The sequence below is a fragment of the Janthinobacterium sp. genome (assembly GCF_009923995.1).
Taxonomy (GTDB): Bacteria; Pseudomonadota; Gammaproteobacteria; order Burkholderiales; family Burkholderiaceae_D; genus Janthinobacterium.
This window is the reverse complement of record NZ_RFSK01000020.1, coordinates 1-24,108: the sequence shown is the minus strand read 5'-3', so window position 1 is coordinate 24,108 and position 24,108 is coordinate 1. Positions and strand designations below refer to the sequence as shown.

At 66.7% G+C, this 24,108-nt stretch carries 19 protein-coding genes; 12 read left to right on the top strand and 7 right to left on the bottom strand.

The window, feature by feature from the left end; all coding sequences use genetic code 11:
- Nucleotides 1–65 precede the first annotated feature (65 nt).
- The 4 genes from recC (at nucleotide 66) to EBS11_RS12330 (ending at nucleotide 11,236) form a co-directional block, all read left to right on the top strand.
- Nucleotides 66–3,491: an exodeoxyribonuclease V subunit gamma gene (gene recC, locus EBS11_RS12345; RefSeq protein ID WP_290603263.1), complete on the top strand. Its 3,426-nt coding sequence runs from the start codon at nucleotides 66–68 to the stop codon at nucleotides 3,489–3,491.
- Nucleotides 3,488–7,153 carry an exodeoxyribonuclease V subunit beta gene (gene recB, locus EBS11_RS12340; RefSeq protein WP_290603262.1) on the top strand — a complete coding sequence of 1,222 codons (3,666 nt, stop codon included), beginning with the start codon at nucleotides 3,488–3,490 and terminating at the stop codon, nucleotides 7,151–7,153. The genes recC and recB overlap by 4 nt, the downstream gene beginning before the upstream one ends.
- Nucleotides 7,143–9,125, top strand: coding sequence for an exodeoxyribonuclease V subunit alpha (recD, locus tag EBS11_RS12335; RefSeq protein ID WP_290603261.1), 1,983 nt, complete (start codon nucleotides 7,143–7,145; stop codon nucleotides 9,123–9,125). The genes recB and recD overlap by 11 nt, the downstream gene beginning before the upstream one ends.
- Nucleotides 9,126–9,301: 176 nt before the next feature.
- Nucleotides 9,302–11,236, top strand: coding sequence for a methyl-accepting chemotaxis protein (locus EBS11_RS12330; protein WP_290603260.1), 1,935 nt, complete (start codon nucleotides 9,302–9,304; stop codon nucleotides 11,234–11,236).
- On the opposite strand, the gene EBS11_RS12325 is transcribed toward EBS11_RS12330, so the two are convergent.
- Nucleotides 11,233–12,156 carry a LysR substrate-binding domain-containing protein gene (locus EBS11_RS12325; RefSeq protein ID WP_290603259.1) on the bottom strand — a complete coding sequence of 308 codons (924 nt, stop codon included), beginning with the start codon at nucleotides 12,154–12,156 and terminating at the stop codon, nucleotides 11,233–11,235. The two genes, EBS11_RS12330 and EBS11_RS12325, sit on opposite strands and share 4 nt — an antisense overlap.
- 109 nt (nucleotides 12,157–12,265) lie before the next feature.
- On the opposite strand from EBS11_RS12325, the gene EBS11_RS12320 reads away from it, so the two are divergent.
- Nucleotides 12,266–13,198: a DMT family transporter gene (locus tag EBS11_RS12320; RefSeq protein ID WP_290603258.1), complete on the top strand. Its 933-nt coding sequence runs from the start codon at nucleotides 12,266–12,268 to the stop codon at nucleotides 13,196–13,198.
- A gap of 46 nt (nucleotides 13,199–13,244) precedes the next feature.
- On the opposite strand, the gene EBS11_RS12315 is transcribed toward EBS11_RS12320, so the two are convergent.
- Nucleotides 13,245–14,123, bottom strand: a complete 879-nt coding sequence (locus EBS11_RS12315) for a serine hydrolase (protein ID WP_290603257.1) — start codon at nucleotides 14,121–14,123, stop codon at nucleotides 13,245–13,247.
- A 435-nt stretch (nucleotides 14,124–14,558) separates the two neighbouring features.
- Here EBS11_RS12315 and EBS11_RS12310 point away from each other — a divergent pair, with 435 nt between their 5' ends.
- Genes EBS11_RS12310 through EBS11_RS12300 form a run of 3 tightly spaced genes read left to right on the top strand, consistent with a single transcriptional unit; the run spans nucleotide 14,559 to nucleotide 17,035 of the window.
- The gene (locus tag EBS11_RS12310; RefSeq protein WP_290603256.1) at nucleotides 14,559–15,818 is read left to right on the top strand and encodes a histidine kinase; all 1,260 of its coding nucleotides are present in this window, start codon (nucleotides 14,559–14,561) and stop codon (nucleotides 15,816–15,818) included.
- Nucleotides 15,815–16,564 carry a LytTR family DNA-binding domain-containing protein gene (locus EBS11_RS12305; protein ID WP_290603255.1) on the top strand — a complete coding sequence of 250 codons (750 nt, stop codon included), beginning with the start codon at nucleotides 15,815–15,817 and terminating at the stop codon, nucleotides 16,562–16,564. The genes EBS11_RS12310 and EBS11_RS12305 overlap by 4 nt, the downstream gene beginning before the upstream one ends.
- A gap of 42 nt (nucleotides 16,565–16,606) precedes the next feature.
- Nucleotides 16,607–17,035, top strand: coding sequence for a DsrE family protein (locus EBS11_RS12300; protein ID WP_290603254.1), 429 nt, complete (start codon nucleotides 16,607–16,609; stop codon nucleotides 17,033–17,035).
- A gap of 72 nt (nucleotides 17,036–17,107) precedes the next feature.
- Here the strand turns inward: EBS11_RS12300 and EBS11_RS12295 are convergent, their stop codons facing one another.
- Both EBS11_RS12295 and EBS11_RS12290 read right to left on the bottom strand, forming a co-directional pair.
- Nucleotides 17,108–17,326: a TOBE domain-containing protein gene (locus EBS11_RS12295; protein ID WP_034757699.1), complete on the bottom strand. Its 219-nt coding sequence runs from the start codon at nucleotides 17,324–17,326 to the stop codon at nucleotides 17,108–17,110.
- 254 nt (nucleotides 17,327–17,580) lie between these two features.
- Nucleotides 17,581–18,636 (bottom strand): sulfate ABC transporter substrate-binding protein, encoded by a 1,056-nt coding sequence (locus tag EBS11_RS12290; protein WP_290603253.1) that lies wholly within the window; start codon nucleotides 18,634–18,636, stop codon nucleotides 17,581–17,583.
- Nucleotides 18,637–18,937: 301 nt separating this feature from the next.
- Between EBS11_RS12290 and EBS11_RS12285 the strand changes: the two genes are divergently transcribed.
- The gene (locus EBS11_RS12285; protein ID WP_290603252.1) at nucleotides 18,938–19,468 is read left to right on the top strand and encodes a GNAT family N-acetyltransferase; all 531 of its coding nucleotides are present in this window, start codon (nucleotides 18,938–18,940) and stop codon (nucleotides 19,466–19,468) included.
- A gap of 66 nt (nucleotides 19,469–19,534) precedes the next feature.
- Here the strand turns inward: EBS11_RS12285 and EBS11_RS12280 are convergent, their stop codons facing one another.
- On the bottom strand, nucleotides 19,535–20,347 hold the full coding sequence (locus tag EBS11_RS12280; protein ID WP_290603251.1) for a class II glutamine amidotransferase: 813 nt from the start codon (nucleotides 20,345–20,347) through the stop codon (nucleotides 19,535–19,537).
- A gap of 234 nt (nucleotides 20,348–20,581) precedes the next feature.
- On the opposite strand from EBS11_RS12280, the gene EBS11_RS12275 reads away from it, so the two are divergent.
- Together EBS11_RS12275 and EBS11_RS12270 are read left to right on the top strand one after the other, a co-directional pair.
- Nucleotides 20,582–21,418: an EAL domain-containing protein gene (locus EBS11_RS12275; protein WP_290603250.1), complete on the top strand. Its 837-nt coding sequence runs from the start codon at nucleotides 20,582–20,584 to the stop codon at nucleotides 21,416–21,418.
- 132 nt (nucleotides 21,419–21,550) lie between these two features.
- Nucleotides 21,551–22,267, top strand: coding sequence for a DUF882 domain-containing protein (locus EBS11_RS12270; protein WP_290603317.1), 717 nt, complete (start codon nucleotides 21,551–21,553; stop codon nucleotides 22,265–22,267).
- A gap of 64 nt (nucleotides 22,268–22,331) precedes the next feature.
- Here the strand turns inward: EBS11_RS12270 and EBS11_RS12265 are convergent, their stop codons facing one another.
- Nucleotides 22,332–22,535 (bottom strand): DUF3460 family protein, encoded by a 204-nt coding sequence (locus EBS11_RS12265; RefSeq protein ID WP_290603249.1) that lies wholly within the window; start codon nucleotides 22,533–22,535, stop codon nucleotides 22,332–22,334.
- Between the two features lie 78 nt (nucleotides 22,536–22,613).
- Between EBS11_RS12265 and EBS11_RS12260 the strand changes: the two genes are divergently transcribed.
- Nucleotides 22,614–23,495, top strand: coding sequence for a LysR family transcriptional regulator (locus tag EBS11_RS12260; protein WP_290603248.1), 882 nt, complete (start codon nucleotides 22,614–22,616; stop codon nucleotides 23,493–23,495).
- On the opposite strand, the gene EBS11_RS12255 is transcribed toward EBS11_RS12260, so the two are convergent.
- Complete coding sequence (locus tag EBS11_RS12255; RefSeq protein WP_290603247.1) at nucleotides 23,471–23,938, bottom strand: PACE efflux transporter; 468 nt, start codon at nucleotides 23,936–23,938, stop codon at nucleotides 23,471–23,473. The two genes, EBS11_RS12260 and EBS11_RS12255, sit on opposite strands and share 25 nt — an antisense overlap.
- Nucleotides 23,939–24,108: the final 170 nt, after the last annotated feature.

The window sequence follows — 24,108 nt, the reverse complement described above, 5'->3', positions numbered from 1 at the left end:
GGCGATAATACGTCTTTGACGTCTCCGGCCATGCGGCTGGAGACGCGCCAACTCATCGGATCAGCATGCAAACAACCGTCACGCCCGGCCTCCTCATCCTGCACGGCAACCAGCTGGAACAGCTGCGCGCCGCCGTTTTCCAGTGGCTGCGCAGCCACCCGCTGGCGCCGCTGGAAACGGACATCTTCCTGGTGCAGTCGAACGGCGTGGCCGAGTGGCTGAAGATCGCCCTGGCCGAGGAAATGGGCGTGTGCGCCGCCACGCGCATCGCCCTGCCGGCGCGCCTGCTGTGGGAAAGCTACCGGGGCATGCTGGGCCGCGAGCGCGTGCCGCGCGTCTCGCCGTTCGACAAGTCGCCGCTGACGTGGCGTTTGATGCGCCTGCTGCCATCGCTGCTGGCCGATCCCGCCTTCGCGCCGCTGCGCTACTTCCTCGCCGACGGCGACGCGGAACGCCGCCTGCAGCTGGCCGAGCGCCTGGCCGACCTGTTCGACCAGTACCAGGTCTACCGCGCCGACTGGCTGGCCGACTGGGCCGCGGGGCGCGACCAGCTGCGCACGGCCAGAAACGAAGCCATCGCGCTGAAGGAGGAGCAGCGCTGGCAGGCGCAGTTGTGGCGCGCCGTGGCGGCCGACGTGGCCGAAGCCGAACGCGATACGGGCCGCGCCGACATCCACGACGCCTTCCTGGCGGCGATTTCCGCCGGAGACCGGCCCGCCGGCAAGCTGCCGCGCCGGGTGGTGCTGTTCGGCGTGTCGGCCCTGCCATACCAGACCCTGCAGGCGCTGGCCGCGCTGGCGCGCCACACGCAGGTGGTGCTGGCCGTGCCCAACCCGTGCCAGTTCTACTGGGGCGACATCATCGAAGGGCGCGACCTGCTGCGCGCGGCGAACAAGCGGCAGCAGCAGCGCAACGGCCATGACCTGGCGCAGATCCCGCTGGAAGAACTGCATGCGCACAGCCATCCGCTGCTGGCGAGCTGGGGCCGGCAAGGGCGCGATTTCATCCGCATGCTCGACGAATTCGACGAGCATGCGCAAGCCGAAGGGCGCGACGACAGCCTGCGCATCGACCTGTTCGGCGAGGAGGAGGGCGCAACCCTGCTGCAGCAGGTGCAGGTGGCCATCCGCGAACTGCGTCCGCTGGCCGAACACGCGCAAACGCCGCCCGATGCGGCCGACCGCTCGATCGAATTCCACGTGGCGCACAGCGTGCAGCGCGAAGTGGAGGTGCTGCACGACCAGCTGCTGGCCATGTTCGCCCACAGCGCCGAGACGGGGCTGCGCCCGCGCGACGTGGTGGTGATGGTGCCCGACATCGACACCTTCACGGCCGCCATCCACGCCGTCTTCGGCCAGTACCGGCGCAACGACGAGCGTTTCATTCCGTTCGAGATCGGCGACGTGAAGGACCGCAGCGTCAATCCGCTGCTCGTCGCGCTCGAATGGCTGCTGCACCTGCCGCAGCAGCGCTGCCGCCAGAGCGAGGTGCGCGACCTGCTCGACGTGCCGGCGCTGGCGGCCCGCTTCGGCCTGCAGCCGGATGACCTGGCCACGCTGGGCGCGTGGATCGAAGGGGCGGGCGTGCGCTGGGGCCTGGACCGGGAGCACCGCGCCGGCCTGGGGCTGGGCGCGGCGGGCGAACAGAATGCGTGGATCTTCGGCGTGCGGCGCATGCTGCTCGGCTATGCCAGCGGCGGTGGCGCCAGCTTCGGCGGCATCGAGCCGTACGCGGAAGTGGGCGGCCTCGATGCGGCGCTGGCAGGCTCCCTGGCGCAGCTGGTCGAGGCCCTGCTGCACTGGCGCGGCGTGCTGGCCGGCAGCCGCACGCCCGCCGAATGGGGCGAGCAGGCGCGCGCCCTACTGGCCGCCTTCTTCGACGCCGACGACGAGGGCGACCGCCTGACCCTGGCGCAGCTGGAAGGCGCCTTGCTGCGCTGGCTGGAAACGTGCGAGCACGCGGGCTTCGTCGAGCAGGTGCCGCTGTCCGTGCTGCGCGTGGCGTGGCTGGGCGCGCTCGACGAGCCGACCCTGAACCACCAGTTTGTCTCCGGTGGCGTGACGTTCTGCACCCTGATGCCGATGCGCGCCGTGCCCTTCCGCGTCGTCTGCCTGCTGGGCATGAACGACGGCGACTTCCCGCGCCGCGCGCCGAAGGCCGATTTCGACTTGCTGGCGCTGCCCGGCATGGCACGCCCGGGCGACCGTTCGCGCCGCGACGACGACCGCTACCTGATGCTCGAAGCCCTGCTGGCCGCGCGCGACAAGCTCTACGTGAGCTGGGTGGGGCGCAATGTGCGCGACAATTCCGAACAGCCGCCATCCGTGCTGGTGTCGCAGCTGCGCGACTACCTGGCCGCCGGCTGGTCGCTGGACCGCCACCTGGCGAGCCTGACGACGGAGCACGCGCTGCAGCCGTTCAGCCGCCGCTATTTCGAGGCGGGCGGCCTGCTCACGTACGCGCGCGAATGGCGCGTGGCGCATGCCGATGCCGATGCCGATACGCAGGCCGGGGAGCTGCCGCTGGGGCCCTACGAACTCGATCCCGGCACGCGCCTGAAGCTGGGCGAGCTGGCCAGCTTTTTGCGCCAGCCCGTCAAGTACTTCTTCCGCCGCCGCCTCAGCGTGCATTTCGCCGATGCGGCCATGCTGGGCGAGGACGAGGAACCGTTCGGCCTGAATGCGCTCGAGCGCTATCTGCTGGAAGACACCATGCTCGATGATGGCGGCGCCGTGGAAGCGCTGGACGATGTGCGCGCCAGCCTGGAGGCGCGCGCGGAAAAGCTGGCGCGCGAAGGCGTGCTGCCCATCGGCCTGATCGGCCAGCAGGTGCAGGCGCAGCTGGTCGAGGCGCTGGTGCCCGTGCGCAGCGCGTGGCTGTCCCTGCGCGCCTCGTTCCCGCTGCCGGCCGACAAGCGCGCCATCAACCTGCCTTTCGGCGAGGTGCAGATCGACGACTGGCTCGACAGATTGTGCAGCAACGGCCAGGAAACGGCCTGGCTGATGCAGATTTCCTCGAAAGTGACGGACAAGGGCGGCCAGGCGCGCGGCGACAAGCTGATGCTGATGTGGCTGCGCCAGCTGGCCGCCGCCGCCCTCGATTTTCCCGTTACTGGCTACCTGGTGGCGCGCGACGCCATCGTCAGCATGGCGCCGCTCGATCCGGCCGCGTCGCGCGCCGCCCTGGCCACCCTGCTGGCCTTGTGGCGCGAAGGCATGAACCATCCGCTGCCCACGGCCTGCAAGACGGGCCTGGCGCTGGTGCAGGAGGGCGACCCGCGCGCCGTCTACGATGGCGGCTTTGAAGTCTCGGGCGAGCGCGAGGAACTGTGCCTGGCCCGCCTGTGGCCCGAGTTTTCCGCCCTGGCGGCGGACGAAGCATGGCAGGACTGCACGCGCGAGCTGTATGGACCGCTGGCCGACTGGCTGCAACAGCACATCACCATCGACCCGATCAGCGCGCCCCATGACGGCGCCGGAGAAGAACAATGACGAGTCATCTGCTCAACCCCCTGGCATTCCCCCTGCATGGCTCGCGCCTGATCGAAGCGTCCGCCGGCACGGGCAAGACCTGGACCATCGCCGCGCTGTACGTGCGCCTCGTGCTGGGACACGGCGACGACGACAGCCGCTTTGCGCGGCCCCTGCTGCCGGCCGACATCCTGGTGATGACGTTTACCCGCGCCGCCACGCGGGAACTGTCGAACCGCGTGCGCGAGCGCCTGATCGAGGCCGCCGCCTATTTCCGCCATGAATCCGGCGCCAGCGACCCGTTCCTCGACGCCCTGCTGGAAGCGTATCCGGACGAGAGCGAACGGCAAAAGGCGGCGCACCGGCTGATGCTGGCCGCCGAGACGATGGATGAAGCGGCCATCTTCACCATCGACGCCTGGTGCCAGCGCATGCTGCGCGAGCATGCCTTCGACAGCGGCAGCCTGTTCGACGAGGAACTGGTCAGCGACGAGCAGGCCCTGTTCGAGGATGCGGCCCACGATTACTGGCGCCAGCAGGTGTATCCCCTGTCGCCGCAGGCGCTGGAGGTGCTGCTCGATTGCTGGCCCGACGTGGATGCGCTCAAAAAAGGCGCGCGCGACCTGGCGCGCCGCGCGGACATCACGGGCATGGCGCAGGAAGAACCCTTGTCCGCGCTGATCGGGCGCGAACAGCGGGCGCTGGCCGCGCAGCTGGCCAGCCTGAAGGCGGGCTGGGTCGAGCGCGTGGACCGCATGGCCGCGTGGATCAACGAGCACCGCGCCATCAATCCCAAGTGTTTTAACGGCGTCAAGATGAAGCCGGAGAACCTGGCGAAATGGTTCGACGGCTTGCGCCGCTGGGCGCAGGACCCGCTGCTGCTGCAGCCGGCCATCACGGCCAAGGCCTGGGAGCGATTGACGCCCTTCGGCATCGAGGATGCGTTTGCCAAGAGTTTCACGGCGCAGGTGCCCGAGTGCTTCGAACACACGGAGGCGCTGGGGCTGGCTCTGGCCGCCATCACGCCGCTAGCGCACAAGCTGCACCTGCACGCGGCGGCGTCCATCGCCCGGCGCATGGATCAATTGAAGCGCCAGTCGCGCCAGTTCGGCTTTGCCGACATGCTGCAGCGCCTGCACGACGCGCTGGCGGGCGAAAACGGCGCGGCCCTGCGCCAGCGCATCGTCGAGCAGTATCCGTTGGCCATGGTCGATGAATTCCAGGATACGGCGCCGGCCCAGTACCAGATCTTCAACCTGCTGTACCGCATCGCCGACAACGATAAGGCGCTGGGCCTGTTCCTGATCGGCGACCCGAAACAGTCGATCTACGGCTTTCGCGGCGCCGACATCCAGAGCTACCTGGCGGCGCGCCGCGCCACGGCTGGGCGCCACTACCAGCTGGGCACCAACTACCGCTCGACGGCGCCGCTGGTGGCGGCCGTCAACCAGCTGTTCCTGCATGCGGAACGGGCCGAGGTGCCGGCCGGCGCCTTCCGCTACCGGATAGGGGACGAGAATCCGCTGCCGTTCGAGGCCGTCGACGCCAAGGGGCGCGCCGAATACCTGGTAACAAAGGACGGCGCCATGCCGGCGCTGCTGGCCGCCTGCGCCAGCGACGAAGGGCTGCGCGGCGACGGCTACCGCGAGTATTTCGCGCAGCACTGCGCCGAGCATATCGTCGCCATGCTGGGCGACCCGCAGGCGGGTTTCGATGGCCCCGACGGCTTCGTGCGCCTGCAGCCGGCCGACGTGGCCATCCTCGTGCGCGACCGCAAGGAGGCGGCCGCCATCCGCCGCGCGCTGGCGCGCCGCCGGGTCGCCAGCGTGTATTTGTCCGACAAGGATTCCGTCGTCGACAGCGAGGAGGCGGCCGACGTGCTGCGCTGGCTGGCGGCGCTGGCCAACCCGCTCGACGGGGGACTGGCGCGCGCCGCGCTGGCCACGCGCACCATCGGCCTGTCGCTGGGCGAGCTGGCGCGCCTGTCGAGCGATGAACTGGAATGGGAGCGCAGGGTCGAGCAGCTGAAAGCCCTGCATTTGATCTGGCAGCGCCAGGGCGTGCTGGCCATGCTGCGCCGCTTCATCCACGAACTGCAGCTGCCCGCCATGCTGCTGCAGCAGACGGGCGGCGAGCGGCGCCTGACGAATCTGCTGCACCTGGCCGAACTGCTGCAATCGGCCAGCCGCCAGCTCGATGGCGAACAGGCGCTGATACGCTGGCTGGCCGAGCAGATCGCGGGCGAGGGCGACAACGGCGACGAGCGCGTGCTGCGCCTGGAAAGCGACGCGGAGCTGGTGAAGGTCATCACCGTGCACAAATCCAAGGGCCTGGAATACCCGCTCGTGTACCTGCCGTTCGCCGTCACGGCGCGCAAGGTGGACAAGCGCAACCGCAGCTTCTTCGAATATGCGGATGAAAACGGCGAGCGGCGCATCGACCTGTCGCTGTCCGACGAGGCCATGGCAGCCGTGGAAGAGGCGCGCATCGAGGAAGACTTGCGCCTGCTGTACGTGGCGCTGACGCGCGCGCGCCACTTCCTGTGGCTGGGCGTGGCCGCGCTGGCGGCGCGCAAGGCGGGCGAAAATACCCTGCACGAATCGGCGCTGGGCTATTTGCTGACGGGCGGCGACAGGCTGCCGGCGGAACAATTGCTGCTGCGCTGGCAGCAGGTGGCGGGCAGTTGCGACGCCATCTACGTGGCCTCGCTGGCGCACTCCGACGCCTGCACGGTGCTCGACCGCATCGAGCGGCGCCCCGAGCTGCGCCCCGCGCCCGTGTTCGCGGGAGACTTCGAGCGCGACTGGTCGGTGGGCAGCTTTACCTCGCTGACGCGCCAGATCGGCGCCGTGGCCGCGGCCCACGTGCCGCAGCGGGCGCTGGAAGAGACCCTGCTGGAAGACGGCACGGGCGCCGGCGTGCCGGCCCTGCCGCAGCAGCAGGCGGCCGACGCGCCGTGGCACCGCTTCCCGCGCGGCTCCGTGCCCGGCAACTTCCTGCACGAGCAGCTCGAGTGGATGGGCGGCGAAGGCTTCGACTGCGTCCACGATGACAACTTCGCCACGCGCCTGGCCGCGCGCTGCGAGCGGGCCGGCTGGGGCCACCGCCAGGAAGACGCCATCGCCTGGCTGACGCAGGTGGCCGTCACGCCGCTGCCGCTGCTGGACGCGTCGCTGTCCGAACTCGACAGCACGCTGTCCGAGATGGAATTCTGGTTCCCCAGCGAGCACCTGTCCACCGGGGCGCTCGACCAGCTGTGCACGCGGCTGCTGCTCGACGGCGCGCCCCGTCCTGTGCTGCCGCGGCGCCAGCTGCATGGCATGCTGAAAGGCTTCGCCGACCTGGTCATCGAAAGGGAAGGCCGCTACTGGGTGCTCGACTACAAGTCGAATGCGCTGGGTGCCAACGACGCCGCCTATCACACGGCCGCGCTGGCGGCCGGCATGGCGCAGCACCGCTACGACATCCAGGGCGCCATCTACATGCTGGCGCTGCACCGCCTGCTGCAAAGCCGCCTCGGCGACGCCTACGACCCGGCCGAGCACCTGGGCGGCGCCATCTTCCTGTTCCTGCGCGGGATCGCGAATGGGGACACGCACGGCTGCTACTGGCTGGCGCCGCAGCGGGAACTGCTGGACGGCCTCGATCAACTGTTAGAAGAAACGGAACACCATGCAGCATGATGCGCAGATGGAGGCCTTGCAGATGGACGCCTTGTTTACCCACCTTGACGGCATCGCGGAAGCGGGCCACCTGCGCCGCCTGAGCGCCGCCTTTGCCCGCTTCATCGCCACGCTGGACGGCGAGTCGCGCGCCAGGCCCGACGCCCCCGCCGTGGCCGTGGCCAGCGTGGTGCTGTCCGAGCTGGAAGGGCGGGGGCACAGCTGCCTGATGCTGTTTGATCTGGCCAGTGAGCCGTCGCAGCTGCTGGGCTGGAGCGAAGAGCTGTGGCACGCCGTGCTGGCCGTGGCCGGCCCGCTGCCGGCATCGCTGGACGCCTGGTGCGCGCTGCTGGCGCGCGCGCCGCAGGTGTGGCAGGTGGATGCGCCCGACGCGCGCCAGCCCCTGGTGCTCGATGGCGCGCGGCTGTACCTGCGCCGCTACTGGCGCGACGAGCGCCTGGTGGGCGGCAAGATCGCCGCGCGCGCGCGGGCGCTGGAGCAGCCGCCGCTGGCGCAGGTGCGGCAATGGCTGGACGTGCTGTTCGACCAGCCGGCCAAGGACGGCGCCCCGGACTGGCAAAAGGTGGCCTGCGCCGTCGCCCTGCGCGGCAAGGTGGCCATCATCACGGGCGGCCCGGGGACGGGGAAAACCTACACGGTGGCCAGCTTGCTGACCCTGCTGTTTGCCGTCTCGCCGCAGCCGGAACAGCTGCGCATCGCCCTGGCCGCGCCCACGGGCAAGGCGGCCGCGCGGCTGAAGCAGTCGATCGACAAGGCCCTGGAGGGGCTGGCGGCCAAGGCGGGCGAGGCGCTGCCCCTGCTGGAACTGGCGCGCCGCATGGGCGCCGCGCGCACTTTGCACAGCCTGCTGGGCGCCCGGCCCGATACGCGCGCCTTTGCCCACCACGCGGGCAATCCGCTCGACGTCGACGTGCTGATCGTCGATGAAGCGTCGATGGTGCACCTGGAGATGATGGCGTCCGTGCTCGACGCCCTGCCGCCCGCGGCGATCCTGATCCTCCTGGGCGACAAGGATCAACTGGCGTCCGTGGAGGCGGGCGCCGTGCTGGGCGACTTGTGCCACGACGCGCAGGCGGGCGGCTACACGCCCGCCACCATCGCGTATGCGCAGGCGGCCAGCGGCGTGGCCATCCCCGCCGCCTTTGCGGGAACGGCGGGCGCGCTGGCGCAGCAGACGGTGATGCTGCGCCACAGCCACCGCTTCAGCGGCCCGATCGGCGAACTGGCGCTGGCCGTGAACGCGGGCAGGCCCGACCTGTCCAAGGCCTGTTTCGCCGGCGACAGCGGCGGCCAGCTGGCGTGGAACGTGACGGCGCAGCCGGACGAGGTGCTGCGCCTGGCCTTGCGCGGCCGCGCGGACGCGCCGGGCGGCTATCTGCCCTACCTGGAACTGGTGAATGCGGGCGGGGAGGGCTACGCGCAGCACGACGACTGGGTGCGCGACGTGCTGCACCGCTTTGAAGCGTTCCGCATCCTGTGCGCCGTGCGCGAGGGGGAGTGGGGCGTGGCGGGGCTGAACACGGCCATCGAACTGCGGCTGGAAAGGGAAGGCCTGATACGCCGCAGCGAATGGTATGTGGGCCGCCCCGTGATGGTGACGCGCAACGACTACGGCACGGGCGTGTTCAATGGCGACATCGGCCTGACCTTGCGCGATCCGGCGCGGCCCGGCTCCCTGCGCGTGTACTTTTTGGAAGGCGAGAACGTGCGCAGCGTGCTGGCCACGCGCTTGCGCCACGTGGAGACGGCGTTCGCCATGACGGTGCACAAATCGCAGGGCTCGGAATTCCGCCACACCGTGCTGGTGCTGCCGCAGGAGGGCGGCGCCATGCTGGCGCGCGAACTGGTCTACACGGGCATCACGCGGGCGCGCGACTTCTTCACCCTCGTCTCGCCCACGCAGGCCGTGCTGTTCGACGCCATTTTGCGCCGCACGCAGCGGGCCAGCGGGCTGCGGGAGGTGATCGGCTGAGCGCCTGGCCCGGCACGCGCGCCGCTGCCCGGGAGGGTGTTGCTAAAAGGTAATATATGTTGTGTATTCCGAATATTGAGTGATAATGTTCCGATTTTTATGTGAGAATGCGTAGGCTGGCAGGCACGGCATCGCTGCCGGTTCACACCATAAAAATCACAATCGAGGAGTACACCATGTTTTCATCGTTGCGCACGCGGCTGGTGCTCATTTGCGTCGCCATCGTCATGCTGTCCATGCTGGCCCTGTCGGTCGCCAATTACGTCACCACGCGCGGCAGCATGCTGGCGTCGGCCGACCAGCAGATGCAGCAGCTGCTGCACAGCCAGTCCGCCGTGCTGGCGCAATGGGTCGATGGCAAGAAAAAGGTCATGGCGTCCGTGCTGATGTCGGCCGAGACGCCCGAGCCCCTGCGCGCCTTCCAGATCGCGGAAAAGGCCGGTGACTTTTCGGAAGTCTTCGTCGGCTACGCGGACAAGCGCTCCGTCTTCACGCATCCCGGGCGGCCGGCCGATTTCGATCCCACGGCGCGCGCCTGGTACACGGATACCGTCAAGGCGGGCGTGCCGATGCTCACGCCGCCATACGTGGACGCGGCCAGCCACCAGCTGGTGGTGTCGTTCACGGCGCCCGTGGGACCGAAGGGCGCGCCCGTGGGTGTGGCGGGCGCGGACGTGCCGCTCGATGCCGTCATCGCCAACGTGGTGGCGATCAAGCCCACGCCGCACAGCTTTGCCTTCCTCGTCGGCGAGGACGGCACCATCATCGCCCATGCGGACAAGGAGCTGAGCCTGCAGCCCGTGTCGAAACTCGACGCGGCCCTGTCGGCCGCGCAGATCCAGGGGCTGGAAAGCGCGCGCCGGAGCGAAGCCGTGCGCCTGGGCGGGCGCGACGGCATGCTGTACGTCACGCGCGTGGCGGGCACCGGCTGGCTGCTGGCCGTGGTGCTGGACCAGCAGGAAGCCATGCAGGCCCTGCAGACGATGCTGACGACGGCCACCGTCACGGCCGTGGTGCTGACGGGGCTGGCCGCGCTGCTGCTGTCGCTCCTGGTGTTCGCCATGCTCAAGCGCCTGGAACTGGTGCGCGCCGCGCTCGACGACATCGCCTCGGGCGAGGGCGACCTGACGCGCCGCCTCGACGCTGCCGGCGCGGATGAACTGGCGCAGATCGCGGGCGCCTTCAACCGCTTCATCGACAAGATCGCCGCCGTGCTGGTGAAGATCCGCACGGCCAGCGAATCGGTGAAGGTGTCATCAATGGAGATCGCCGCCGGCAACCAGGACCTGTCCTCGCGCACGGAACAGCAGGCCAGTTCGCTGGAAGAGACGGCCGCCTCGATGGAGGAGCTGACGTCCACGGTGAAACAGAATGCGGACAATGCGCGCCAGGCCAACCAGATGGCCGTGTCGGCCTCCGGCGTGGCCAGCAAGGGCGGCATGGTGGTGGCGCAGGTGGTCGATACCATGACCTCGATCAATGCCTCGTCGCGCAAGATCGTCGACATCATCGGCGTCATCGACGGCATCGCCTTCCAGACGAACATCCTCGCGCTCAATGCGGCCGTGGAAGCGGCGCGTGCGGGCGAGCAGGGACGGGGCTTTGCCGTCGTGGCGACGGAAGTGCGCAGCCTGGCGCAGCGCTCGAGCGCGGCCGCCAAGGAAATCAAGGCCCTGATCGACGACTCCGTGAGCGCCGTCGATACGGGCAACCGCCTGGTGGGCGAAGCGGGTGCGACGATGCAGGAAATCGTCGACAGCGTGCAGCGCGTGACGGACATCATGGGCGAAATCACGTCCGCCAGCGTGGAACAGAGTTCCGGCATCGAACAGGTGAACCAGGCCATCGCGCAGATGGACCAGGTGACGCAGCAGAACGCGGCCCTGGTGGAAGAGGCGGCGGCGGCCGCCGAAAGCCTGCAGGAGCAGGCCAGCACCCTGGCGCAGGTGGTGGGCGTGTTCAAGCTCGATGAGGGACAGGCGCCCGCGCAGCAGCACCGGCCCGCGACACCGGCGGTACGCCCGCCCGCCGCGCCGCGCATCGCCAGCCGTCCTGCCGCCAGGGCAGCTGCCCGCAAGGCGGAACCGTCGGAGGAGTGGGAGACTTTTTAAGCAGCTTTGTCGACGCGCTGCCAGGCGCGCCGCGGCGCCAGGGTCGGCGCCATCTGCCTGGCCACCTCGAAAAAGGCGTTGGTGGCGGGCGTGTTCTGGCGCCGGTCGCGCACGGCCAGGCCCACCTTGCGGCTGACGGGCGGATTCAAGGGCAGGGCGACCAGTTCCGGATACTGCTCGCGCAGGCGCTGCGGCAGCGCCAGTTCGGCGACGATGGACAGGCCGTCGCCGCGGCTGACCATGTCGAGGATGGTGATGACCTGGCTGATACGGTAGGGCACCTGCGGCTGCAGGCCCGCGTTGGCGAAGAGGGGCTCGATCAGGCAGGCGCAGCCCGCTTCCGACATGATGAACGGCCCCTCGCACAGCTGCGCCAGGGTGATCGCTTCCAGCCGCGCCAGCGGATGGCTGCGCGGCACCAGCGCCATCATCTGGTCTTCCACCAGCGGCGCCGTGTCGAAGCGCTCGTCGGGCAGCACGACGAAGCCCACGTCGACCCTGCGCTCGCGTATCCACTGCACCACTTCATGGTCGGCCCCTTCGTCGATGCGCAGGTCGATGCCCGGATAGCGCAGGCGGAACTGCGCCGTGATGGCCGGCAGCAGGTTCAAGGAGGAGGTGGGGCCGAAGGAGCCGATGCGCAGGGTGCCCTGGCGCTGGCCCAGCACGTCGGCCGCTTCCTGGCGCATGGCTTCGGACAGGCCGAGGATTTCGCGCGCCCGCACCAGCAGCTGGCGGCCCACGTCCGTCAACTCGGCCGAGGCCTGGTGGCGCACGATCAGGTCCACGCCCATCTCCTTTTCCAGCGCTTTCAAGGCATGCGAGACGGCCGACTGGCTGATGCCCAGCTGCGCGGCGGCGGCGGAAAAACCGTGCAGTTCGGCCACCAGGGTAAAAATTTCCAGTTGTGTGAAGGTCATGGCGTGGCTTTTGTGAGCTATGAGTATTTGCTCATTATTTCATGAGTTGATATTAGTATTAATATATATGGACACTACCCGCCGCGCAAGCGGCATCACAGGACTTTCCATGCCTACTACCGCCGCACCTCCTTCGCCGCTGCTCGCCGTGCAGTCGCCGCTCGTCTACATCAAACTGATCTTCGTCGCCCTGTTCTGGGGCGGCACCTTTATCGCGGGGCGCGTGCTGGCGCAGCAGATGCCGCCCATGACGGCGGCCAGCGGGCGCTTCGGCGTGGCCGTGCTCTTGCTCGTCGTGCTGGCATGGAAGCTGGAAGGGGGCTTGCCGCGCCTGGACCGCAAGCAGCTGGCGACGACGGCGGCCCTGGGCCTGACGGGCATCTTCCTGTACAACCTGTGCTTCCTGGCGGCCCTGTCGCGCATGCCGGCGGGGCGCACGGCGCTGTTTGTCGCCCTCAATCCCATCGTCACGGCGCTGGCCTCGGCCATGCTGTTCCGCGAGCGGCTCGGCTCCTTCAAGTGGCTGGGCATCCTGCTGGCATTCTGCGGCACGGCCATCGTCATCACGCGCGGCGACCTCGCTGGCATGCTGCACGGCAACGGCGGCGGCATCGGCGCCGGCGAGGTCTTCATGTTCTGCGGCATTTCCAGCTGGGCCGCCTACACCCTGATCGGCAGGGTGGCGCTGAAGGGCCTGAGCCCGATCGCCGCCACCACGTATGCGGCCATGTGGGGTCTGGCCTTCCTGCTGGTGGGGGCGGCCGTGGAATTTCCGACCGTGCCGTGGCACAGCTTCGGCTGGCAAGTGTGGGCCGCCATCGGCTACCTGGGCGTGTTCGGCACGGTGATCGGCTTTGTCTGGTATTACGAAGGGGTGAAGGCGCTGGGGCCGTCGCGCACGGCCGTGTTCAACAACCTCGTGCCCGTGTTCGGCATCGTGCTGGCGGCGGCGCTGCTGGGCGAGCCGGTGCTCGTCTCCATGCTGGTGGGCGGCGCGGTGACGATCGCCGGCGTCATCATGACCAACCGGCAAGCGAAATAGTTCGGGGGTCAGACCCGTCGGGTCTGACCCCGGCAGTCAGTTGCGCTCAGCGGGCGCGGCGGCGTTTACTCGGTTTCGCCGGCGCTTTTTTATGCCGGCTGGCGGAAGCGCGCATGACCTTCGGCTCTTCGATGCCGTTTTCGGCCGCCAGCATGCGGCGGATGTTGACGGCGTCCATGGCGCGCACGGAATTGGCGCGCGCGTTGAGCAGAATCATGGTGGCGAACTTGCCGGCCGACTTGATGCGCATGATCAGGCAGCGGCCCGCTTCATTCGTGTAGCCCGTCTTCGACAGGCCGATGTCCCAGCCCTTGGCGCCCACCAGGCGGTTCGTGTTGTGGTATTCCACGTCGCGGCCCTTGATCTGGATCACGTCCTTCGAATCCGTCGTGATGCGGCTGATTTCCGGGTAGCGCGAAGCGGCCACGGCCATCTTGACGAGGTCGGCCGCCGTCGACTGGTTATTCGGCGACAAGCCCGTCGGCTCCTCGATCACGGTCTGGTGCATGCCCAGGGCCTTGATCTTGGCGTTCACGGCGACGGCGAACGCCGTCGGGCCGCCCGGGTAGGTGCGCGCCAGCGAGGCGGCGGCGCGGTTGTCGGACGACATCAGGGCCAGTTGCAGCACGTCGTGGCGGCTCAGGGTGGCGCCCACGGGCACGCGCGAGGTGCTGTGTTTCAGGGTGTCGACATCCTCGCGGTCGATGCTGATCTCTTCCTGCATGTTCGCCTTGGAGTCGAGCACGACCATGGCCGTCATGAGTTTGGTCAGCGAGGCGATGGGCACCACCACGTTGGAATTTTTTTCAAGCAAGACTTTACCTGTGCCGTCTTCGACCACCAGTATCGACTGGGAACCGAAGGGCACGGCGATGGCCGCTGTCGAAAGCGTCATCAGCACCGCGGCGAACATTTTTTTGAGCATGGGATCGTATGTGGGAAAGCAGTTTTGGGGCGCCATCGAGGGCGCTGCGCGCAAAGCCGGGACAGGACCGCGCGGGGACGCGGTATGTGTCTCGGAGGCAATATTTGCCAAGTGTAGACAATACCATTAAAAATATTGCGATGTCTACGGCACACTGGCCGCGCCGGCCGCTTTGCGGCGAGAAAGGTGAAAATAATCGCGATCCGGCATGTAACTATTGCCTGACTGAAAATTGTCGCCGTATTATTGATTTCATTTAGGAAATCTAATACTCTTTCTGCAATCTTGCTGGTTGGCATACAGGTTGGCATACACCATGGGCCGCCATCGTCGCTCGTACCCGCAAACTCGTGCCTGGTCATGTGCCCCTGTGCCCCGGGCCATCCTGCCCCCAGACTGCGTTCATGCATCTGAACTTATCAAGGAGAACGCACCATGTGGGGAAAAATCAAGCAGCTGCACCAGCAAATGGACGACGACGCCATCCTGGTGCTGGAATCGCCCGGCGCCGCCGCCACCTTGCCGGCCGGCTACCGGCGCTGTATCGGCACGCGCCTGGCCACCATGTCATTGATCGAGCGCCAGCAATTCCGTGCATTCCTGCTGAAATACCGCGGCGCCCGCTTCTACAAGGCGGCCGCCAAGCTGCTCATCCCCTTCAGCGCGCTGGGCGTGCTGCAGCACCTGCTGTGGCCGGGCAAGCTGAGCTGGGTCGAAGCCTTGGTGTTGAGTAACCTGATCGGCTTTTCGCTCGCTTGCGGCCTGATGGGCGTCTGGTTCAACTACCGCACGCTGGTGGCGAACCGCTCGGTAAAGCCCTTGCTGCGCATCTTGCTGGCCTGCATGGGCGGCATGGCCGTGGGCATGGGCGCGGCGGCCGTCTTCAGCGACCAGCCCATGGTGTTCTCGCCGGAGAAAATCGCCCGCAACCTGGGCATCGCCCTGCTGGTGGTGAGCCTGCTGTACATCGTGCCGCTGGGGATCGTCGCCATGTGGCGCAACCGCCAGTTCGAGGCGCTGACCCTGCAGCTGCAGCAGGATGCCGAGCGCGACCGCCTGGCGCGCGAGCTGAGCGAATCCCAGCTGCGCCTGCTGCGGGCGCAGATCGAACCGCATTTCCTCTTCAATACGCTGGGCGCCGTGCAGCAGCTGGCCGAGCAGGGGGCGGATGGCGCCGCGCGGGCCGCCGCCCTGACGGCCGACCTGATCGCCTTCCTGCGCGCCAGCCTGGCCGAGATGCGCAGCGAGCAGGTGCCCCTGCAGAGCGAGTTCGACATGGTGGCAGCCTACCTGCGCGTGATGCAGGCGCGCATGGGCCAGCGCCTGCGCTATCGCCTGGACTTGCCGGCCGGCCTGGCGCAGGCCATGGTGCCCAGCATGATCGTGCTGACCCTGGCCGAGAACGCCATCAAGCACGGCATCGAACCGGCCCTGCGCGGCGGCGACGTCATTATTTCGGCTGAGCACGTCGACGGCATGCTGCGCCTGCGCGTGCAGGATACGGGCATGGGCATGGCGGAGCACGGCGTGCCCGCCGCCGGTGGCGGGCTGGGCCTGGAAAACGTGCGCAGCCGTCTGCGGCTGGCGGGGCAGGACGGCGCCCCGGCAGGCCGCCTGGAGCTGCGCAATGGGGAGGAGGGCGGCGTCATCGCCGATATTTTGTTACCCGTCAATGCAAAGGACAGCAGCACATGAAAACGACGATCATGATTGCCGAGGATGAACCCCTGATGCGCGAGCGCCTGCAGGGCTTGCTGGAACAGGCATGGCCGCAGGCCCGGGTGGTGCTGGTGGCGGAAAACGGCAACGACGCCTGGGACGGCTTTCTCGAGCATGAGCCGGAAGTGGTGTTCCTCGACATCCGCATGCCGGGCCTGTCCGGCCTGGAAGTGGCCGAGCGCATCGGCAAGCGGGCCCACGTGGTGTTCGTCACAGCCTACGACCAGTATGCCGTCGATGCGTTCGACGCGGGCGCCGTCGACTACCTGTTGAAACCCGTGCAGGCCGAGCGCCTGCAGCGGGCCCTGGCCCGCCTGGGCGACAAGCTGGGCGGCCAGCCGGCGGACATGGCGCACCTGCTGCAGTCGCTGCGGGCCGCGCTGCCGGCGCCGCCGCGCGAAAAGATGAAATGGATCAAGGCCAGCGTGGGCAAGCAGATCCGCCTGATCGATATCGACGACGTGCTGTTCTTCCAGGCCGATACCAAGTACACGCGCGTGGTGCTGGCCGGCTCGGAAGCGCTGGTGCGCACGCCGCTGAAGGACTTGCTGGGCGGCCTGGACCCGGAGCAGTTCTGGCAGATCCACCGCGGCACCATGGTCAACGTGAAGGCCATCGAGGCGGCCGAACGCATCGACGCCGAGCGCATGCAGGTGCTGGTGCGGGGCAGCACGGAAAAGCTGCCCGTCAGCCGCACGTTTACGTATCTGTTCCGGGATTGATATGATGGCAATCTTTCATTAACGCCACTGACTGGATTTTCCATGACACTGCTACGCCGCTGTTTCGCCGCCTTCCTGCTTTCCCTGTTGTCGTACACGGCCGTCCAGGCGGCGCCGAAGGTGGAAAAGGTGGTGTACCACGTTAACGACACCGCCAATGCCGCGGCGGCGCTGCGCAACATCCGCAATCACCTGGACGCCAGCCCGCAGGCGACCATCGTGCTCGTCGCCCACGGCGCCGGCATCGATTTCCTGCTCGATGGCGCCATCGACAAGGATGGCTACCCGTATGACGTAGCGGTGCGCGAACTGGTCCGGCGCGGCGTGGGCTTTCGCGTCTGCAACAACACCTTGCAGGGGCGCGGCATCGAGCGCCAGCGCGTGCTGCCGGAAGCCGTCATCGTGCCTTCCGGCGTGGCCGAGCTGAGCCGCCTGCAGACGCAGGAAGGGTACGCCTATATCAAGCCGTAGAGGCCGGTCCATGCGACAACGCCGCGCCGCTGCCGGAGGGCAAGGGCGCGGCGTCGGCAGGTGGGGCGAGGCTTACTGGATCTTGGCGATCGACACTTCCGTCGATTTCACCAGGGCGATGACTTCGCTGCCCACCTTCAGGTCCAGGTCCTTGATCGAGCGCGAGGTGATCACCGACGTGACGATGCCGTGCGGCGTTTCCACGTCCACTTCCGAGACGACGGGGCCAAAGATGATTTCCTTGATCTTGCCGCGAAACTGGTTGCGTACATTCACTTCCGAGATAGCCATGATGTTTCCTTTGTGCCCGTAATACGCCGTGCGGCGCGACATGGCCAGAGTACGGCCCGCGCGCCCTTTTGACCACGAATCGATGCGCATATCGATATGCGCAAAGCGTGCGCCAGCCCTGGCGCAAGCAGATTATTCGCCTATACTCGTCCGTACATCCTCGGCAGGCTTGCCATGCGGCCATGGAAACCGCAGTGACGGCGCGCCAATAAAAAAACCGGGACGTATCCCGGTTTTCTTGATGTGGCGCAAACTTACTTCTGATAAATCTTGTCGAATTCGCCGCCATCGTCAAAATGTTTCTTTTGCGCTTGTTTCCAGCCGCCGAACACATCGTCGATGGTAAACAGGCTGATGGGCTTGAAGCTGGCCGCGTATTTCTTCGCCACCGTCGCCGAACGGGGACGCAGGTAGTGCTTGGCGACCAGTTCCTGGCCCGGTTCCGAGTACAGGTATTGCAGGTAGGCGGTGGCTTCCTTGCGGATGCCGCGGCGGTCGACGACCTTGTCGACGACGGCCACGGGCGACTCGGCCAGGATGGAGATGCTCGGGTAGACCACTTCGAAGTTGTCGCCGAATTCGGCGCGCACCAGTTGCACCTCGTTTTCAAACGTCACCAGCACGTCGCCGATTTCGCGCTGCGTGAAGGTGGTGGTGGCGCCGCGGCCGCCGCCGTCGAGCACGGGCACGTTCTTGAACAGCTTGGTGACCAGGTCGCGCGCCTGCGCTTCGCTGCCGCCTTTTTTCAGGGCATAGCCCCAGGCGGCCAGGTAGGTGTAGCGGCCGTTGCCTGACGTCTTGGGATTGGGCACGATGACCTTGATGCCGGGCTTGGCCAGGTCGTCCCAGTCCTTGATGTGTTTTGGATTGCCCTTGCGCACCAGGTACACCATGGTGGAATAGAACGGCGCCGCATTGTTCGGGAATTTCTTGGCCCAGTCGGCCACCACGAGACCGCGGTCGACGAGGATGTCGATGTCATTGGCCTGGTTCATGGTCACGACGGACGCTTCCAGGCCATCGGCGACGGAACGCGCCTGCTTGCTGGAACCGCCGTGCGATTGCTTGATAGTAATGGTTTCGCCTGTCTTGGCTTTCCAATCAGCAATAAATGCGGGATTCACGTCCTTGAACAGCTCGCGCATCACGTCGTAGGAGGCGTTCAGCAAGACCACCGGTTCGGCTGCGCTGGCGGCCATGGGCAGGCTCATGGCGGCGGCGGAGGCGGCCAGGGCGCTGGCCAGGAACCAGCGGCGCGAGCGTTGGGTGAGCGTCGGGACGGCGGTCTTTACGGCGTTGAATGGGGACATGGTGAACTCTTGTTGTGAGAATAGATAGACATAGTCTAAAATTCCGGCCGGAAAAGAAACGAATTTTTCGTAATATGCTTAGATCACATTCCCGTTTCTGCCAAAAAACAGATATGGATTTTTGAAATGATTCGTGGGCAAGGCGCGTATCCGGGCTTAGTCTGCAAGCAGGCTGCCACAGGCAAAACGGGCCCGTGGCGCGGCGCGAAAAACCCCGAATGCGCCGCTTGGTGTATAGTCGAATGGCGCGATACACGGTGAAACGGCCTGCATCGGCAACTGGAATATTTTGTGAGCGTACATGAGTCTTGAAATTCGTATTGCAACATCGACCGACGCTTTCGAGGCGTGCAATGTATTACGACGCTCGATCGTCGAATGCTGCAGCCTCGATCACCGGGACGATCCGGCCATCCTGGAAGCCTGGCTGGGCAATAAAACACCGCAGATGGTGGCGTGCTGGTTCGCGTCGCCCACCAATTTTTCGCTGGTCGCCGTCGAGCAGGGCGCCGTCGTCGGCGTGGGCCTGCTGACGCGCGCCGGCAAGCTGGCCCTGTGCTACCTGCTGCCCGAGGCGCAAGGCCGCGGCGCGGGCAAGGCGCTGGTGGAAGGGCTGGAAGCGCAGGCGCGCGAGTGGGGCATCAAGGCCTTGCAGCTGCACAGCACGGCCAGCAGCCAGGCCTTTTTCGTCAAGCAGGGCTATGTCGAGGCGGGCAATGTGCGTTCGCCCTATGGCGTGGAAACGATTTTTTGCTGGAAACAGATTGATCCCGCAGGCATCGCCAGCGGCGACCCCAAGCGCAAGCGCTTTTGCAACTGCAATTCGGCCTGACGGCCAGCCGGCGCTGCAGCCCGCCCATCCGGCGGCGGGCCTTTTCTTCCCCTTCAATATTTCTCCTCAGTAACTGATCTGGATGTACACGCCCCGTGGCGCGCGCTCGTCCGCCTGCAGCAGGGTGCCGCCGGCGAACAGTTTCAGTTCGCCGGGCGCAAACGCCAGCCACTGCTCGTTCTCCGTCAGCGGGTGCGTGGCGATGACGGCGATGCGGTCGTCGAGGTGGTTGTGCTGGCGAAAGTCGATGCTGCGTTCGCAGTCGATCAGTTGCGCCACGGAAAATGGGTATTCGCGGATCACATAGTGCAGATGCGTGGAGCAGTGGGCGAACAGCAGTTCGCCGTCCGACAGGATGAAGTTGAACGTGCCGTGCGCGGCGATCTCCTTGGCGACCTCGGCTATGGCGGCGCGCAGGTCGGCGCGCGTCGGTTCGCCGGCGGGAAAGCGCGCGCGCAGGCTGGCCAGCAGGTGGCAGAAGGCCTGTTCGCTGTCCGTGTCGCCGCAGGCATGGTAATGCGCGTTGGCGGGCGCGCGCCACGTCTTCAGGTCGCCATTGTGGGCGAAGGACCACGTCCTGCCCCACAGTTCGCGGGCGAACGGGTGGGTGTTTTCCGGCGCGATGCGGCCCTGCGTGGCCTTGCGGATGTGCGCGACGATGTTTTTCGCCTTGACGGGATGCTGCTGCACCGTGGCGGCCAGCGGCGAATCGATGGCGGCCAGGTGGTCGGTGAGCAGGGTGCAGCCGCTACCGGAATGATAGGCGATGCCCCAGCCGTCGCGGTGCTCGTCCGTGCGGCCGCCCCGCTCGGCGAAGCCGGCGAAGGAAAATCCCAGCGCGGCCGGCTTGCTGCTGTTCATTGCGAGTAACTGGCACATGGCGGCCCTTCCTGATGATATCGGTACCCGGCCACAGTACTGGCCGCGGGCGGGGGCGGGAAGGAATGTTTCTGACTATCGATATGCGCTGGCCGTCGCTACGCCCTTATGCGCCGGGTGCATATCAAATGGCGAAACCATTCGTTCTCCTTTGGTTCACCCTGCCTTAGTCTGCACACTTTGGCGTCGCCTGCCCCACGAGGGCCGGCGGCGCAGTCCTACGAAGGAGCTTCCATGCCATTTCCCGTCCTGAAAAATTACCTGGCCCGCCTGTCGCACCAAACCCAGGCCGGCACCAGCGTCTGGCTCGATGACGAGGGCAGGGCGCTGGGGCGTTTTTTCAATTGCACCATGACGAGCGCCTTCCAGCCCCTGCGCGAACTGCAGAGCGGAAAACTGCTCGCGTTCGAGGGCCTGGCGCGCAGCGTGTCGAAGGCGGACGAAGGCCTGTCGCTGTGGCGTTTGCTCGACCATGCAGCCAGCGACGACGAATCCGTGGAACTGGACCGGCTGTGCCGCATGCTGCACGCCATTAATTTCTTCCGCCAGCCGGAAGCGGAGCAGTCCGACCTGTACCTGAACGTGCACGACCGCCTGCTCAGCGCCGTCAGCAGCAACCATGGCCACGCCTTCCAGCGCATCCTCGATGCGCTGGGCCTGCCCATCGAGCGCATCGTGCTGCAATTGCCGGCCGTCACGCCGAACCAGGGCTGGCTGCTCAACTACGTGGCCGACAATTACCGCCGCAACGGTTTCCGCCTGGCCATCAACGTGGCCAGCGTGCATGAAGCGACGGGCATGCTGGAGCGGCTGCATCCGCACGCCTTCAAGCTGGACGCGGGCAACCTCAGCGACGAGGACGCGGCCGCCAGCTTCGTCACCCTGTGCCACGCGGCGAAGATCCGCGTCGTCTTCAAGCGCCTCGACACGCCGGCCGCGCTGGCGGCCCTGCAGCGCATCGCCGCCGCCACGGGCTTGCCCATCGTGGCGCAGGGTTATCTGCTTGATAAGCCATTGACGGCCCTGGCGACGGCGAAGGACGGCATCGCGCCCGTCGCCGCCGCTGCCTGACGAAAAATGCGCTGAAATCAGGGCGGCACGATAGGGATACAGGGTTTTTCTTCGCAGCACAATAGGCTATAGTATTCGTATCGTTATATTGGAATGACTATGGCATCGCGCAGAAATTTTCTACACCATGGTATGGGCCTGGCCGCGCTGGGCCTGGTAGCCACACCTCTCATCGGCTGCGCCTCGCGCACGGCCGCTCCCGCCTCGGCTTCGGCCAGCGCCAAGCCCCGCGCGCCGCGCACGGCCGTGCCGCCCCAGCCCACGCAACTGGCCAGCGTGGACCGCTCGCTCACTTCGCAGTCGCGCCAGGCCATCACGGAACTGGAACCGCCACCCGACATCTTCGACGCGCAGGCGCTGGACCTGGAATTCTGGCTCAAGCCCCGCACCCTGGAAGTGGTGCGCCCGGCCAGCAATGAAAAAGCGAAACTGCTGTACTGGAAAGATGGCGAAGTCATCGATTCAGCCTACCAGGAACTGTGCCATTTGCTGCGCGACGTGAACGGCAAGAAGACGGCGCCCATCGACCCTAAACTGCTGGAAACCCTGTGGGGCACGCAAGCCTTCGTGGCCCGCTACGGCATCGAGCAGCCGCTGGAGATCTTGTCGGGCTACCGCACGGCCGAGTCGAACAGCCGCCTGCGCGAAGCGGGCGTGCCGGCCGCGCGCCAGTCGCTGCACATCTCGGGCCGCGCCGCCGACATCCGCGTGGCCAACCTGAACGCGGAAGTGCTCGGTTCGCTCGTGCGCAGCTTCAAGCAGGGCGGCGTGGGCTTCTATTACCGCTCCGGCCCCCGCGGCGGCTGGATCCATGCCGATACGGGCCTGCAGCGCACCTGGAAGGGTTGAACCGATCACTGCTCGCGCGGCCGCCCTGCGGCCGTTCGCGCTGGTGCGTCAGGCGTTTGCCTGATCAGTCATAGTGATATGGCGGTTCCGGCACGCTGTCGGTGCCGGCCCGCTGCAGCTCCCCGAAATTCACGGGGCGCTCCCAGAAAATACGCCAGCCCTGGCGCTGGCTGGCCTGCACCTCGGGATGGGCCTGCAGATAGCCATCGATGAAGCGGGTAAATTCCGAAACATAGCCGCTACGGCGGTAAGTGAATCGATGGCGCATGTGTACTCCCGGGTGTTGCTGCCGTTCCCCCGTTTGACCGCGCGCGCGGCCGGAAGTGCCGCACTTTCCACCTTTCCCATGAAACTTTCCAGCCATAACATCGAACTGTTCCTGGCCGTCGTCGACGGCGGCTCGTTTTCCAGCGCCGCGCGCACCCTGGGACGGGCGCCGTCGGCCGTCAGCATGGCCATTGCCAACATCGAGGCGGAACTGGGCATCGTCCTGTTCGACCGCAGCGCCCGCGAAGCCATGCCCACGCCGGCCGCTTGCGCCCTGATTCCCCATGCGCGCCTCATCGCCGAGCAGCTCAAGCAATTGCACCTGCATGCGCAGGAATTGTCGCAGGGGCTGGAAAGCCGCATTTCGCTGGGCATCGCGGCCGAGCTCGACCATGCACCCTTCCTGGCCGCCGTGCGCGCGCTGTCGCTGCGCCACCCGCTGCTCGACATCGAAGTGCTGACGGCGCCGCAGGACGACGTGCTCGACATGCTGCACCGGGGCCGCATCAGCGCCTGCATGGCCTTCGCCGGCGGGCGCATCAATCACGAGGAGCAGTTCCAGCTGGTGGGCAGCGATGCCCTGCTGGCGATTATTTCCACGCAGCATCCACCGAGCGCGGCGGGACGCCCCCTGTACATCGAGGAATTGGTGAATTTGCGCCAGATCATCGTCGCCAGCCGCGAGCTGGACCTGGCCGATGCGCGGCCCGTCGTGGGCCTGTCCTATTGGCGCACGGACAGCCTGCCGATGGCCCTGTCCATGGTCGAAGCGGGCTTGGGATGGGGCAACTTTGCCGCCTCGGCCATCCAGCATTCTCTGGCGGCGGGGCGGGTGCGCTGCGTGGCGTTCAAGAACACGGGCAATGGCCTGGTCGTGCCCATCCACCTGGTGTGGATGAAGGACCGGCCGCTGGGCATGGCGGCGCGGTCCTTTCTTCAGTTGCTCAGCGAAGCGGCCTGAACATTGGTGGCGTCTTCCTTCGGCTGCTGCGCCGACAGGGGCACGCCGAACAGGCCGTCGAAGAAGTAATTGAAGATGAAGCTGTAGCACGGGATGATCAGCATCAGCGCGAAGTCCAGCACGAAGGCTTGCCACAGGCTGATGTCCAGCCACCAGGCGATCAGCGGGATCAGGTAGATGACGAGGGTGATCTGGAAGCCGATCGCGTGCAGGATGCGGCGCCAGACGGTGCGCGTGCGCGATACCTGGCGGATTTCCCAGTATTCGAAGGCCGTGTTGTAGAGCAGGTTCCAGATCACGGCGATGGTGGTGATCATGACCGCCAGCGGTCCCGTGCTGGTGGGCGATTCGCCCGAAAGCAGGGTCAGCCAGGCCGTGGAAATGGCCATGCCGATGATTTCAAAGGCGGTGACGTAGACGATTTTGCGTTTGATGCCTTGCATGTAAAGCCTGTAAAGGTGAAGTGGCGGCCATTTTAAGTCAGTCATGCTGACGTTAAAAGTTAATAGCTGTCAGTTTTTCTGATGTATTCATGACGGCAATACCCTGCGCGCTGCGAACGGGGGATAATGACGGCTGGCGGGCAAGTGGTCCCGCCGCATCACCGCAAGAG